General features: G+C 64.5%; 12 protein-coding genes and 2 pseudogenes. 8 read left to right on the plus strand and 6 right to left on the minus strand.

The window, feature by feature from the left end:
• Positions 1-17: 17 nt before the first annotated feature.
• Positions 18-881, plus strand: a pseudogene (locus ACZ9J7_RS07655) (sugar phosphate isomerase/epimerase family protein); the annotation flags it as partial.
• Between the two features lie 21 nt (positions 882-902).
• Here the strand turns inward: ACZ9J7_RS07655 and ACZ9J7_RS07660 are convergent.
• The 6 genes and pseudogenes from ACZ9J7_RS07660 to ACZ9J7_RS07685 all read right to left on the minus strand — a co-directional run bounded on the left by ACZ9J7_RS07660 (position 903) and on the right by ACZ9J7_RS07685 (position 6819).
• Complete coding sequence (locus ACZ9J7_RS07660; RefSeq protein ID WP_476208339.1) at positions 903-1535, minus strand: ANTAR domain-containing protein; 633 nt, start codon at positions 1533-1535, stop codon at positions 903-905.
• A gap of 144 nt (positions 1536-1679) precedes the next feature.
• A pseudogene (locus ACZ9J7_RS07665) lies at positions 1680-2617 on the minus strand (NAD(P)-dependent oxidoreductase).
• Between the two features lie 2 nt (positions 2618-2619).
• The gene (locus ACZ9J7_RS07670) at positions 2620-3969 is read right to left on the minus strand and encodes an MFS transporter (protein WP_476208340.1); all 1350 of its coding nucleotides are present in this window, start codon (positions 3967-3969) and stop codon (positions 2620-2622) included.
• 156 nt (positions 3970-4125) lie between these two features.
• Complete coding sequence (locus ACZ9J7_RS07675; protein ID WP_476208342.1) at positions 4126-4923, minus strand: IclR family transcriptional regulator; 798 nt, start codon at positions 4921-4923, stop codon at positions 4126-4128.
• Positions 4924-5014: 91 nt separating this feature from the next.
• Positions 5015-5752, minus strand: a complete 738-nt coding sequence (locus ACZ9J7_RS07680; RefSeq protein ID WP_476208344.1) for a fumarylacetoacetate hydrolase family protein — start codon at positions 5750-5752, stop codon at positions 5015-5017.
• A 14-nt stretch (positions 5753-5766) separates the two neighbouring features.
• The gene (locus ACZ9J7_RS07685) at positions 5767-6819 is read right to left on the minus strand and encodes a D-2-hydroxyacid dehydrogenase (RefSeq protein WP_476208346.1); all 1053 of its coding nucleotides are present in this window, start codon (positions 6817-6819) and stop codon (positions 5767-5769) included.
• Positions 6820-7046: 227 nt separating this feature from the next.
• On the opposite strand from ACZ9J7_RS07685, the gene ACZ9J7_RS07690 reads away from it, so the two are divergent.
• The 7 genes from ACZ9J7_RS07690 to ACZ9J7_RS07720 all read left to right on the plus strand — a co-directional run bounded on the left by ACZ9J7_RS07690 (position 7047) and on the right by ACZ9J7_RS07720 (position 13597).
• On the plus strand, positions 7047-7988 hold the full coding sequence (locus ACZ9J7_RS07690; protein WP_476208347.1) for a 3-carboxyethylcatechol 2,3-dioxygenase: 942 nt from the start codon (positions 7047-7049) through the stop codon (positions 7986-7988).
• Positions 7985-8845: an alpha/beta fold hydrolase gene (locus ACZ9J7_RS07695; protein ID WP_476208349.1), complete on the plus strand. Its 861-nt coding sequence runs from the start codon at positions 7985-7987 to the stop codon at positions 8843-8845. The genes ACZ9J7_RS07690 and ACZ9J7_RS07695 overlap by 4 nt, the downstream gene beginning before the upstream one ends.
• A gap of 5 nt (positions 8846-8850) precedes the next feature.
• Entirely contained in the window at positions 8851-9645 is a 795-nt protein-coding gene (locus ACZ9J7_RS07700) for a 2-keto-4-pentenoate hydratase (RefSeq protein ID WP_476208351.1), read from the plus strand.
• The gene (locus ACZ9J7_RS07705; RefSeq protein ID WP_476208353.1) at positions 9638-10090 is read left to right on the plus strand and encodes a nuclear transport factor 2 family protein; all 453 of its coding nucleotides are present in this window, start codon (positions 9638-9640) and stop codon (positions 10088-10090) included. Before ACZ9J7_RS07700 ends, ACZ9J7_RS07705 begins: the two co-directional genes overlap by 8 nt.
• On the plus strand, positions 10087-10839 hold the full coding sequence (locus ACZ9J7_RS07710) for an HpcH/HpaI aldolase family protein (protein ID WP_476208355.1): 753 nt from the start codon (positions 10087-10089) through the stop codon (positions 10837-10839). The genes ACZ9J7_RS07705 and ACZ9J7_RS07710 overlap by 4 nt, the downstream gene beginning before the upstream one ends.
• The gene (locus ACZ9J7_RS07715) at positions 10836-12479 is read left to right on the plus strand and encodes a bifunctional 3-(3-hydroxy-phenyl)propionate/3-hydroxycinnamic acid hydroxylase (RefSeq protein ID WP_476208356.1); all 1644 of its coding nucleotides are present in this window, start codon (positions 10836-10838) and stop codon (positions 12477-12479) included. The genes ACZ9J7_RS07710 and ACZ9J7_RS07715 overlap by 4 nt, the downstream gene beginning before the upstream one ends.
• Positions 12480-12601: 122 nt before the next feature.
• Positions 12602-13597: an ABC transporter substrate-binding protein gene (locus ACZ9J7_RS07720; protein WP_476208357.1), complete on the plus strand. Its 996-nt coding sequence runs from the start codon at positions 12602-12604 to the stop codon at positions 13595-13597.
• Positions 13598-13755 lie beyond the last annotated feature (158 nt).

Consider the following 13755-nt stretch of genomic DNA (forward strand, 5'->3'; position numbering starts at 1 on the left):
CCGGCGCTCCAAAGCTCGCGGCGCGTGATGACTACCTGGCGTTGTTCGAGGGGACAGGCGTTTCCATTGCCGGCCTGAACTGCAACGGCAACCCCCTGCACCCGAACCCGGAGATCGGGGAAAAGCACGCCGAGGACATCCGCCGCGCCATCAGGCTGGCCCACCGGCTGGGCCAGGACCGGGTGGTCACCATGTCCGGCCTGCCCGGCGGCGAGCCCGGGGCAACCGTTTCCAACTGGATCGTCAATGCCTGGAACTCGGCCGCACTGGACGTCCTGGACTACCAGTGGGAGATCGCGGCCACGTTCTGGAAGGAGATCGACCAGCTGGCGCGCGAACTCGACGTCAAGGTGGCCCTGGAACTGCACCCGCAGAACCTGGTGTTCAACACCGCCGACGTCCGGAAGCTGATTGGGCTCACGGGCGCCACGCACGTGGGTGTGGAACTGGACGCCAGCCACCTCTTCTGGCAGCAGATGGACCCGGTGGCCGTGGTCCGGGAACTCGGTCCCCTGGTGTTCCAGGCTGCCGCCAAGGACGTGCGCATCAACAAGGAAAATGCCGCGCTGTACGGGGTGCTGGACAACAGCTTCCGCCGGTTGTCACCGGACGAGGACCGCACCAACCTGGGCGGGGACGAATGGGCCAACGAATGGCCGCGGAACTCTGCCTGGGACTTTGTGGCCCTGGGCCGCGGCCGTGACACCGCCTACTGGACCGACTTCCTGCGCGCCCTGCACGAAGTGGACCCGGAGAGGCTGGTCAACATCGAGCACGAGGACGTCTCGCTCGGCCGGATTGAGGGCCTTCAGGTCGCCGCCAAGGTCCTGCGTGACGCGGACGCGGCACTGCGGGACTCGCTGGCCTCCACTTCGGCGTAGGAGGCCTGTTCTTCCCTGCGGTTACAGCAGGGGGTGGCTTTGGTCCGGATCCCCGGCGCGGACGGTGGCACGGTCCACGATGTCCTGGGCAACAGAGTAGACCTTGCGGTTTGTGTCCTGGCTCAGCTGGCTGATGAGCCTGTAGGCCTGGTCGGCGGTGACACCGGTGCGGCCCATGAGGATGCCCTTGGCCTGTTCGATGACCGCCCGGTTGAGGGCAGAGGCAGCCACCGCCTCGGTGGCGAGCTGGTGCCGGTCCGTATGGATTGAGGTGGTGAGGTCCACCACCACGCCCCAGACGCCGATCGGGGTGTCTCCGTCCATGATGTAGTCGGCGGAATAGAGCAGCTTGTGCTGGTGGTCCTTGCGGTCCCGGATGGACAGGTAGATCGATGACGGTCCGCTCTGGGTGGACACATGGTCCCAGTAGGCCTGCACCCTTGGCCGGTCTTCGGGCTCGACGTGGGGAAGAACCATCTCCATGGTCGGGACCACCTCGCCCCGTTCGTACCCGTAGATGCGGTACAGCCCGTCCGACCAGCGGAAGACTCCGTCCGCGAAGTAGTACTCAACGAATCCGGTGGGGCAGTTGAGGAAATCAGTGTGCTGGACGTTACCCTGCGCGGAGTCTGGGTGCCTGCTGCTTGGTTTCAATAAAGGGCCGTTCGACGTGCTGTCGCCCGGCTCCCCTGCGCCCAGGCCTGAAAACACCAGAATATAGCAGAGGTCCCGCGGTTTGGACCGCAGCCCGGGCGGGTTGGAAAGCGCCGGTTCAACGGGGCCAGGCGAACAGTGGAATCAGTGCGGAGACTCCCCCGGGGAGGCGGTGCCCAGGTTGGCGAGCGCCTGCCGCACCACGGCCAGGTCCTGGTCGCCCAGGCCCTGCGCCACCAGTTCCGCGTACAGGTCGACGCCGGCGGAGGCCATCGGTGCGGCGGTGTGGGCAGTCGCGGCGCTTTCCAGTACGAAGGACAGGTCCTTGTGCATGAACTTCGCCGGCCCTGTCGGCGTGTAATCCTTTGCCGCAAGCCGGGGGCCCACCAGCTCCAGCACCCTGCTGGCGGCGAGGCCGCCGGCCAGGATTTCGAAGAGGGCTCTGACGTCCAGGCCCGAGCGTTCCGCAAGCTCGGCAGCCTCGGCGAGTGCCGCCGTCGTGGTTCCCACGATCAGCTGGTTGCACGCCTTGGCCAGCGAGCCGGCACCCAGGCCACCCAGCCGGCGGACGGATGTCCCCATTGCCTCCAAGGCCGGGAGGGCGCGGACGAAGTCTTCCGGGGACCCGCCGGCCATGATGGCCAGGGTTCCCCGTTGCGCTCCGTCCGTTCCGCCGCTGACCGGGGCGTCCAGCACCGAGGCGTTCCCGCCGCTGGCCTCTGCAACAGCGAGCCCGAAGGCCTGCACCGCAACGGGCGACACGCTGCTCATCACTACAACGAGTGTTCCCGGTGCGGGCGGTGCCGCCCGCCACGCCTCAAGGAGGCCCGCCGCAGCGTCCTCGATGACAGGGAGATCGGGGAGCATGAAGATGATGACGGGTTCATCGCGGAGGTCCGCAACGTGGCTGGCACCCGCCCCGCCCAGCGCCTCCAGGCGTCTGACGGCCGCGGGGGAGCGGTTCCAGCCCGTGACCTGCCACCCTGCCGTGAGCAGGTTGGCGGCCATCGGCGCCCCCATCAGCCCGGCCCGACGAACCCCGCGCGTTTGGGCGCAGGGTCCGCCGGCGCGGCGTTGCCGATGGTCACTTGGCGTCCTCCACGAGCACCAGGTCGCGGCCGTTGGTTTCCGGAGTGAAGAACGTGGTGGCGAACGAGATTCCCGCCAGGACCAGTGAGTACAGGGCGGGCACCAGCCAGGAGTGATTCGTGGCCGCCAGCAGCGCAACGCCGATCATCGGGGCGAAGCCGCCGGCCAGTACGGCGGAAAGTTCACGGCTCAGGGCAACGCCGGTGAAGCGGTGCTGCGAGCCGAAGAGCTCCGGGAGCAGGGCGCACTGCGGGCCAAGCATGGACTGCACGCCCAGGGCGATGCCCACCACCATGACCACCCAGACCAGGGCCACATTGCCGAGCGTTACCAGGTAGAAGGCCGGCAGGGCGATGACGGCCTGGAAGAGGGCGCCGTAGCGGTACACGGGAACCCGGCCAAAGCGGTCGGATAAGGCGCCGAAGGCAACAACCAGCACCGCTGCGAAGCCCGCGGCGATCAGCAGGCCGGTGGGGCCGATGAACTTGTCGCCGGGAAAGACACCGGCCGGCATGCTGATGAAGGACACCAGCAGCGCGGAGTAGATGGACGAGTTGCCGTTTTCGCCCATGCGGAGGCCAATGCCCACCAGCACGTTCTTCTTGGAGTGCTTCCAGATCTGGCCCACCGGGTTCTTGACCACGGCCTTGTGCTTCTCCAGTTCCTGGAAGACCGGGGTCTCCTTGAGCCGGAGGCGGATGAAGACGGCAATCACGATCAGGATGATGCTGGCCAGGAACGGAACGCGCCACAGCCAGCCCTGCAGGACCTGCTTGTCCGCCAGGGCCATCAGGGCAAAGGTGCCGGCGCCCAGGAGGGTTCCCAGCTGGATGCCCACGAACGGCAGCGAAGCGAAGAAACCACGACGACGGCGCGGAGCCACCTCGGAGATCAGGGTGGTGGCACCAGCCTGCTCGGCGCCGGCGCCCAGGCCCTGGAGGATGCGCAGCGTCACCAGGAGCACCGCCCCCAGCATTCCCGCCTGGTCGAAGGTGGGCAGGAGGCCAATGGCACAGCTGGACAGGCCCATCAGGCCGATGGTCAGGATGAGCACCATCTTGCGGCCGAAGCGGTCGCCGATGTGGCCGAAGACCACGCCGCCGAAGGGCCGTGCCGCGAATCCGACGCCGTACGTGGCGAAGGAGGCGATAACGGCTCCGCTCTCGCCGAGCGGCGCGAAGAACAGCGGGCCGAAGATCAGGGCCGAGGCCAGGCCGTAGATGTAGAAGTCGTAGTACTCCAGGGCAGACCCTACGGAGCTGGCAAGAGTTGCCCTTCGCAGCTGGTCCGGATCGACGGTGGCGCCGTCCGTGGTGGCCTGCGGTGAGTTAGTACGAGTTGTCACGAAAACTCCCTCTAATGCACTCCAGGCCCCCGTTGGCCTGGTGGGATAGCGGCAACACCTGTTGTGTCGATCACTATGCTGAACACAATACAGCAAGCTGAACGGCTGGCAACAGTTTTCGGTTTGTTTTTACGGACGGCACCCGGGCCGGCGCGCTTAGCCCATCGGGTTGCCCAGGGAGTGGGCCAGTTCCTGCAGTTCCTTGACCATTTGCGAGCCCTGCTCCGGCGTGTAGGTGGCCTTGAGGGCTGTCACGGACAGGCCGAGGCTGGGGCCGTGGGCGCCGCGGGTGGGGACGGAGACGGCGAGGCACACCACGCCGGTGGTGGATTCCTCATCCTCAAAGGCAAACCCCTGCGCGCGGATCTCCTTCAGCTGCGCCTTCAGTTCCGAGCCGGTGCGCAGGGATTTGGGCGTGAGGACCGGCAGTTCGGCGTCGTCCGGGAACATTTCCTCCAGGTCATGGTCACGCAGCCGAGCGATCAGGGCCTTGCCCACGGCGCACAGGGACACCGGCATCTTGTCGCCGATATTGGAGGTGAGCCGCACCGCGGGGTGGCCCTCATACCGGGCAAGGTAAATGACGTTGGTGCCATCCAGCATGGCGATCCGCACTGTTTCGCGGGACAGGACGGAGGCCTGCTCGCAGTAGCGGTAGAACTCCTGCACCTCGTCCATCCTGCCCAGATACGCGGCGCCCAGTTCCACCAGCTTGCGGCCCAGGGTGAACTCCGAGCCCTGCCGGCTGATCAGCCGGGCCTCCTCCAGCGCCAGCAGGAGGTTGGAGGTGGAGGACTTGGGTATTCCCACCTCGCGCGAGAGGTCGCTCAGGGTGAGGCGGCCGGTAGCCGAGGCGGCGAGGGCATCCAGGACGGCTGCTGCCCGCGTAACGGCCGGCGCCGGCGAGGTGGCTCCCGGCTTGTCGGATGACGCGGGGATATGGGAATCGGCCATGATTCTCCTTAGGTCGCCAAGGCAGAGTGCGGTTGCGTTCAGTCAACTGAACGCAATCCATCATAAGTGCCGCGTCGGCGCACTCCTCCCGTCAGGCCACGAGGCTGCTCAGTGTGCCGATGCCCTCCACGACGATGTCCACCCGGTCCCCGGGCTCGACGGGCACCACTGTGGCGGGTGCGCCGGTCATCACCACATCCCCTGGTTCCAGGGTGAGCCAGGAAGTGACGTACACAAGGCAGTCCACCACTGTGGAGGGGAGGTTGAAGGTCCCGGAGGCGGCCTTCGCTGCTCCGTTAACGTAAACGTCGATGGCCACCTTTTCGGGATCCGGGAGTTGGGTTTCTATCCACGGGCCCAGGGGCGTGTAGTTGACGCCTGACTTGCCTTGGAAATTCCGCTCGTCCACCGCGTTCTGGTCCACGTTGGTGACGTCGTTGACGCACGTGTAGCCGAGGACGTGCTCCAGGGCGTTCTCCACGGTCAGGTTGGCGGCTGTCCTGCCGATCACGACGGCGAGTTCACCCTCGGCGTGGACCGTGCCTTGGCCGCGCACCGCGGTGATGGCGTCGCCGGGTCCGGCGACGGTGTGGACGGACTTGTGCCACGCCTGGATGGGCAGGGGGTGGTCATTCAAGGTGCGGTTGTGGCCAATGCCCAGGACGACGGCGGGCCTCACCGGGGCGAGGAATGTTGCCTCGCTGTGCGGGGTGGTGCCGCCGGTGTAGCGGTGGGTTTCCTCAAACGGGTCGATGATGTGGTGCCAGGTGCCGTCGCTTTCAACGGCGTGCTGCGGGCCTGTTGCTGTTTGGATTCTGGCGATGCGCACTTCTCTGCCCCGTCTTAGTAGAAATGGACCGTGTCCACGAGGTGGGGGAGGTCCCCGCCGTCGAGGAACGTCCGGAGGTTGCTGCAGAACCTCTCCGTGATGAGGCGGTTCTCGGCGGCGCTGAGGGCCGAGGTGTGGGGTGAGACCATGACTTTGGGGTGGTTCCACAGGGGGCTGTCCTGCGGCAGCGGCTCCACGGCGAAGACGTCGAGGCAGGCGTAGCCCACCTGGCCGTTGTCCAGTGCCTCCAGCAGCGCGTCCTCGTCCACCACGGTTCCGCGGCCCACGTTGACGAAGGTGGTCCCGGGCTTCATGGCGGCAAACAGGTCCCGGTTGAACAGCTTTTCCGTGTAGGCGGTGCCGGGCAGGGTGTTGACGACGGCGTCTGCCGTGGCCAGGAGGGCAGGGAGGCCGGCGTTGTCCACTACCTGGTCGATCCCGTCGATGGGCTCCACGGTCCGCTTGGTGCCGCTCACGTTCATGCCCAGCGCCCGGGCGATCCGGGCGGTTTCCATCCCGATTTCACCTAGGCCGCTGATGACCAGGTTCGATCCGTTCACCAGCCGGGTGGGGATCCGCAGGCTGGGCCAGGCCTTTGCAGCCTGGTCCTGGGCAAGTTCGGCGCTGCGTTTGAAGCCGTTGAGGATTCCCATCGCTGCGAACTCTGCGAGGGGCAGGGCGTGGACCCCGGCGGAGGTGGTGATCTTGAACTTCTGCAGGAGATCCTGGCTCAGTCCGGACGCCTTGACGGCTCCGCCTGCCCCGGCCGCCATCGCGTGGACCCACTCCAGCTTCGGGTTTTCCCGGGCGATGCGGGCCAGGCCGTCAGGGCTCTCGTTGGGGAAACCGTACAGCACCTCGGCGCTGTTGAGCATTGCCCAGTAGCGCTCCTCCTGTTCATCCGTCCGTTTGAAGGCCGGATCCCCTGCGTGGTCCGCGGGGAATCGTTCCGGCGGCAGGAGGTCCTGCTGGTAGAGGACGGTTGCTGAGGGGTCCACGGCACGGATCTGGTCCACAAGCTCTGCTTCGAGCGGGACGGCGATGGCCACGGTCTTGGTGGAAGTCATGCGTCCAGCATACTGGGCGGTGTCCTAAATAGTGAACATAGATTTCACTCTGGATGCTTTGTCCGGGATCTGAGGCCAGCGAACGCAACGCTTTCGCACTGCCGCATTGGACTCCGACCCTGCATGCGCCCATGGCCTAAATCACTTTCGCCCTTGAAAATGTCGAATCTAGAATCTACACTCTAGGGAACGGCCCGATGTGGCCGACGTCACTGAGAGGGAAAGCAATGTCGCTTGCGTTAGCCGCGTTGTCACACGCGCCGTCATTTGGAAACGTCGATCCGGGCGGGAACATCTTCGCGGAAATCAATGAAGCCCTGGGCGAGGTCCGCTCATTCGTTGAAGACTTCGCGCCAGACGTCACCGTCATTTTCGGCCCGGACCACTTCAACGGCGTCCTGTACTCGATGATGCCGCCGTTTGCCATTGGTGCCCAGGCTGTGGGCGTCGGTGACTACGGCACCGGGGAGGGGCCGCTTCCCGTCGATTCCGATACAGCACGGCAGCTGCACGCACTGACCATCGCCCAGGGGATCGACATCTCCCGCTCCGAGCGACTGGAGGTTGACCACGGCGTCATGCAGCCCTTGGAATTCCTCTTCGGCGCCGGCTTCACCCGTCCGTTCGTTCCCGTCTTCGTGAACGCGATCGGTAAGCCCCTGACCCCCATGGCGCGCATCCGTTTGATGGGGGAGGCCTTGGGCCGTGCTGCCCAGCAGTTGGATAAGCGAGTCCTTTTGGTGGCATCCGGCGGACTTTCACACAACCCGCCGATTCCCGAGTACGACGGTTCGCCGGAGCCGGTCCAGCAGCGGCTGGTGTCCTACTCGCCGTCGAAGGAGGACCGGGCGGCCAGGGAAGGGAAGATCATCCAGGGCATCCAGGCAATTGCCGAAGGACGCGCATCCAGCGCTCCCCTTAATGAGGAATGGGACCAGAAACTGCTCAAGGTGTTCCGTTCGGGCTCCCTGAGTGACGTAGACAGCTGGGACAACGACGAATTCATCGCCGAGGGCGGAAGCGCCGCCCACGAGATGCGTTCGTGGATCGCAGCGTTCAGCGCATTGTCGACGGCGGGCGATTACGACATGGTGGTTGACCGCTACTGGCCCGTCAAGACCTGGGGTGCCGGCTTTGGGATCACCGCTGCCATTCCCCAAGACTCATGACCCGGAAAACAATGTGGGGGGAGATTGCCGATCTTCCCCACACCCTCGAGTATGTTCAGGCAGGTCCGTGGCGGACCCGGGTCCTCACCGTTGGCGACGGTGAGCAAACCGTGGTCCTGCTCAACGGCACCAGCGGGCACATCGAAGCGTGGACGCACAACATCCGTGCACTGGCGCAGAAGTACAAGGTCATCGGCTACGACTACCCCGGGCATGGCTATACGACGTTGGCTGAGGCCGACCTGGAGATCCCTGACTACGAGGCGCACCTGCTGGAACTCCTGGACGTGCTCGGCTTGGACAAGGTGCACCTCCTGGGGGAGTCCCTGGGCGGCTGGATCGCCATCAAGTTCGCCGCGCACCACCCCGAACGACTGCACACCATCATCCTGAGCGCCCCTGGGGGCCGGATGGTGGGACCAATGTCCATGGACCGGGTCAGCCCGATCAGCCGCAGGGCAGTGGAAGACCCCAGCTACGAGAACGTCAAGGCGCGGCTCCAAGTGGTCATCCATGATCCAGGGCAGATTACGGACGAGTTGGTGGAAGTTCGCCGCGCCATCTACGGGCGGCCCGGCTTCATCACATCCATGGAGCACATCATGGCGCTCCAGGTTCCGGATATCCGGGCCCGGAACCAGGTGACCAAGGAAGACTATGCAGCCATTCCCGTGCCGGCGCTGCTCGTGTGGACGGACCACGAGCCAACTGGAGGCGTCGGCACGGGAGAGACCCTGGCAGCAGCCATTCCCGACGGCGAATTGGCACTGATCCGCAACGCGGCCCACTGGCCACAGTGGGAGGACCCCGCCAGTTTCAACGAAAAAGCACTCGATTTCCTCAGCAGAAAGGCCTGATACCGGTGCCGGACATCATTACGGAGATCGCTGAAGATCTCTACAACGCGCGGACCACGCGCACCCCCATCGAGTTTGTGCGCCACCGGCTCCCGGACAAGGACAAGGATGCTGCCTACCGCATCTCCGAACTCGTCACCCAGCAGCGCGAAGCCGCGGAAGGCCGCCGTCGGGTAGGCCGGAAAGTGGGCCTGACCAACCCCGTCGTTCAGGAGCGCGCCGGAGTGGACGAACCGGATTACGGGATCATCCTCGACAACATGGTTTTCGAGTCGCCCGTTGAGCGGCCGTCGTCAGCGTACTTCCACCCCAAGATCGAGGCCGAGCTTGCCTTCGTCCTCAAGTCCGACATCCTGGATTCGGATTTGGCATCTGTGGAAGCCGCTATCGATTACGTCACCCCGGCCATGGAACTGGTGGATAACCGCTACCACAGCTACAAAATGGGCATCGTGGATACGATCGCCGACAACGCCGCCTGCGAAGGTATCGTCACGGGTCCGGTCCGCATCCCTTACGGTGAAATCGACCTCAAACAGGTGGAGATGGTCCTCTACCGCGGCGACGAAGAATTGACGCGCGGCGTCGGCGGCAACGTCATGGGTGATCCCATAAATGCAATCCAGTGGTTGGCAGAGACCTCCCTGAGGATCGGCAAGCCCCTCCGCGCCGGAGAAATCCTGCTCTCCGGATCCATCGGGCTGATTGTGGACTGGGATCCCAACGTTACGTACACCGCGAAGTACTCGCACGGGTTCGGAGACGTCACCGCGCACCTGGTGGAGGCTGTTGATGCGTAAGATAACCGTTGAAACCCGGGTGGCCATCGAGGCGCTCGTCGCGGAACTTCTGTGGCGACTCGACCACGGCAAGGCTGACACGACGTGGGAGCTCTACACCGAAGACGCAGTTTCCACCGGCCCCCTCGGAGACATGGATGGCCGGGACGCCATCAAGGCCTGGGGCGAACGACGTGCCAAGGTCACGGGAGTGGTGGGCCGCCACCTCATCGGCGGCATCCGTTTGGAATGGGTCGGCGAGGAACTCCACGGCTGGACGCAGTACCTGACGTTCCGGGACTCCTCGGAGAACCCGCTCATGCCTGCCAGCGTAGGTGAATTCCGGGAGGTCTACCGCGACGTGGATGGCGAGTGGAAGATCGCGCGCCGCGAGATCAACCCCATCTTCGGCGGCATGAACGCTGCCGCGCACGCCAAGCGCCTGACCGAAAGTGCCGCGAAATGAAGTGGGATAGCCGCGGCGGACGGCCACCGGCACTCTTGCACCAGGCCATTCCATCCCTGTCCGTGACGGAGTGGGCGCTGGCTGCCGGTTACGACGGCGTGGTGGTCGACCTGCAGCACGGCGAAGTGGGACTCGAAGCGGCCTGCACCATGCTGCGGGCCGCACCCCGGGGCTCCGCCTATACCTATGCGCGGGTGGGAAGCCTTGATCCGGCTCCGATCCTTCGCCTCCTCGACAGCGGCGCACGCGGAATCATCGCTCCCACCATCGAGTCGGGCGAGCAAGCGCGAATGCTGGTGGAGGCCACCAAGTACCCCGGCGTGGGCAACCGTAGCCTCGGTCCGAGCAGGCCTGCCCTTTATAAGGGAGAGTCCTACACCGAAGCGGGCAACCTTGCAGTGTCTGCCATCGCCCAGATTGAAACAGTGGCGGGCCTGAAGAACGCGGAAGAGATTGTCACGACTCCCGGCCTGGACTCCATCTACATCGGACCGGCGGACCTGGCCGTATCCTTCGGTCTTCCCGGCAGGGGAGACTGGGAAGACGGACCTGTCCGGGAAGCCATCGTCGACTTGGCAGCTTTGACGAGGGAACACGGTGTGACCCTGGGCATCTATTCGGGCTCCGGTACCTACGCCGCCCACCTTCTTGACCGGGACCTCGTCGACTATGTGGGCCTCGGCATTGACCTTGTATTCCTTAGCCGTGCGGCCCAAGAATCCATCAAGACCCTGAGGGGCACAAAATGAGCGACCGCAGGGACGTCATTATCATCGGAGCCGGTCCGGTCGGATTGACCTTGGCCAACCTCCTTGGCCAGTTTGGCGTGAGCACGGTGGTCTTCGAAGGCCGCGACGAGCTCATCGACTACCCCCGCGCCGTGGGCATCGACGACGAAGCTCTCCGGACGATGCAGACCATTGGACTGGTGGACAAGGTGCTTCCGCACACGGTCCCCGACCAGAAGATCCGCATCATCAACGGCGACCGCAAGATCCTCGCAGAGATCAACCCCACAACCCGTGAGTTCGGTTGGCCCCGACGTAACGGCTTTATCCAGCCCCTGGTTGATAAGGCTCTACTCGAGGGCCTGGCGCGGTACCCCCATGTGGAGGTGCGCTTCGGTTGCCGGGTGGAGGCTTTCGCATCGGATTCCGACGGCGTCATCGCCACGGTCAGCACGCCCACTGGTGAGGAGCGGATTACGGGCAGCTACGTCGTGGGTTGCGACGGCGGGCGCTCGCTGACCCGTCAGCACCTGGGGCTCAAGTTCGAAGGCGAGACCCGATCGACGCGCGGACTCGTGATCGACGTCGCGAACGATCCCATCGGCACACCGCACGCGGTATTCGGTGGAGACCCAAGCCGCGGCTACGCAACCCTTAGCCTGCCCCACGGCATTCGGCGCTGGGAGTTCACGCTGTTTGAAGGGGAATCGGAAGAGTTGGCCGAGGATGATGAGTTCGTCTTCGCCCTGCTTGCCCCCCACGTGCCCGATCCCGCGGGCCTGGATATCATCCGCCGTCGGGTCTATGCCCATCATGCCCGGGTCGCAGAGAAGTTCCGCGTAGGTCGCTTCCTTCTGGCCGGCGACGCTGCCCACGTAATGCCTGTGGTGGCTGGTCAAGGGTGGAACTCCGGAATCCGGGATGCCTTGAACCTGGGCTGGAAACTCGCGGCCGTCGTCCAAGGAAAAGCAAGTGACCGGTTGCTTGATTCCTACGAAGACGAGCGCCGGGAGCACGTGAAAGCCATGGTGGCGTTGTCGCTGAACATGGCGAACCTGGTCACAGACCACAACAGGCTCCGCACGGCTGTCCGCGATATGGCTGCCGCCGTGGTGGACCGGCTCCCCAGGGCCCGCGCACGCCTGAACAGCCAGGGCTATAAGCCGATGCCGAAGTACGATCACGGCGTTGTGGTTCCGTCGAAGCTCCCGGCGTGGAAGTCCTTGCCGGACCGGGAAGACGCTCCGCGGACGGTGGGAACACTTTTCCCTCAGCCCACGGTCCGCAGCGAGGACGGTAAGTCGGTCCTGCTGGACGATGCCACCGGTCAAGGCTGGCGTGTGGTGGTCTGGAACAACGATCCCATGGCGTTTGTGAGTGAGGTCGCGGCAGAGAAGCTCGGACGGCTTGGCGGCGTTCTGGTCCATGCAGTGCCGGCCACGCAGTTGCCGTGGGCCAAAGCTGCTGCTGCACCCGGCGTTCGCGTTGTTGGTGACGAAAGCGGCGTCCTGAAGTCCTGGTTCGACGAGAGGCCCTTCTCGGCGATCGTTGTGCGTCCGGACCACGTGGTGGCTGCGGAGTGTCTCGCGCAGGAGCTCAGCGGTGTTCTGGACAAGGTCTTCAGCGTGGCTGACGTCACATTTGCACCTCAGAACGCATAATATAATTAAGAATGCATAATCCGTTGACAAAGGCTTAATTAGCAAAATACTGTTGCTGCAACTCGTCGCTGAAGACGGCAGGCAAAGGCCCGCGCAGCAATCACTCAAGGGAGAGCGAATCCATGAATATCAACAAAACCCGCGCAGCGGCCGTCGGCGCCGTAGCCTTGGCGCTGGCGCTCAGTGGCTGCGCATCCGGATCTGTCGACGGCAGCGCCCCCGCTGCTGCGGACAGCAGCTCCGGAGCGCTCACCAAGGTCACCTACGGGATCTTCCCGTCCAACACCGTGGCAGCCTTCCAGGTTGCCAAGGATAAAGGCTTCTTCGAAAAGCATGGAATCGATTTGCAGCTGGTAGTGGGCGCAGGAAGCAGTGCGGCACAGCTGCCGGCGCTGGCAACCGGTGACCTGGACTTCATGCTGGCAAGCCCCGTGACGGCGTTGACGGCCACCACCCAGGGGCTCGATGTCCGCATCGTTGAAGGTGTCACCCAGAATGACCCCAAAATCGTTGAAGACTCCACCGCCGTGGTAGTGGGTGCCTCATCCACCATCAAATCTGCCCGGGACCTTGAAGGTAAAAAGGTTTCCGTCAACGCACTGGGCGGCATCGGCGAGATCGGCATCCGTGAAGCAATTGCCAAGGACGGCGGCGACCCGAAGAAGGTGACCTTCGTCCAGTTGTCCTTCCCGGAAGTTGCAGCCCAGATCGAAGCCGGCCAGATCGACGCCGGTATGGCAGGCTCTCCCTTCATCCAGCAGGTAGTGTCCAAAGGTGGCCGTGTCGTCAGCGACTTCATCCACGACACCGGCCTTGGCGCCAACGAACTGGTCTCCATCTCCAGCGGCAAACTGGTGCAAAGCGATCCGGACAAGGTCAAGCGGTTCACGGAAGCCATGAAGGAAGCGCTGCCTTTCCTGACCCAAAACAATGATCTGATCCGCGACGCCATGCCGGCGGCCCTGGGCACCGATCCCGCGGCTGCGAAGAAGGCCCAACTCTCGCTCTACAACCCGGATGTCTCACAGGAGACAATCCAGTTGTTTGCGGATCTGCTCGTCAAGTACGGCATCGTCAACACCACGCCCGATGTGGCCAAGGTGATCTGGAAACCATAAAGCCGCTGGCGGGGGCCGCTCCCCCCTGCGGCCCCCGCCAGCCACTGATCGCACAAATGAGAGCAGAACAAAACCGTGGAAACGCAAAGTCCAACGCTGAGGAGCGTGGCTGTGAGTGCCCCGCCTGCGCGGGAACACAGAGTGCGTCGTGCTGACCG

The sequence above is a fragment of the Pseudarthrobacter sp. TE9888 genome (genome assembly GCF_056279345.1).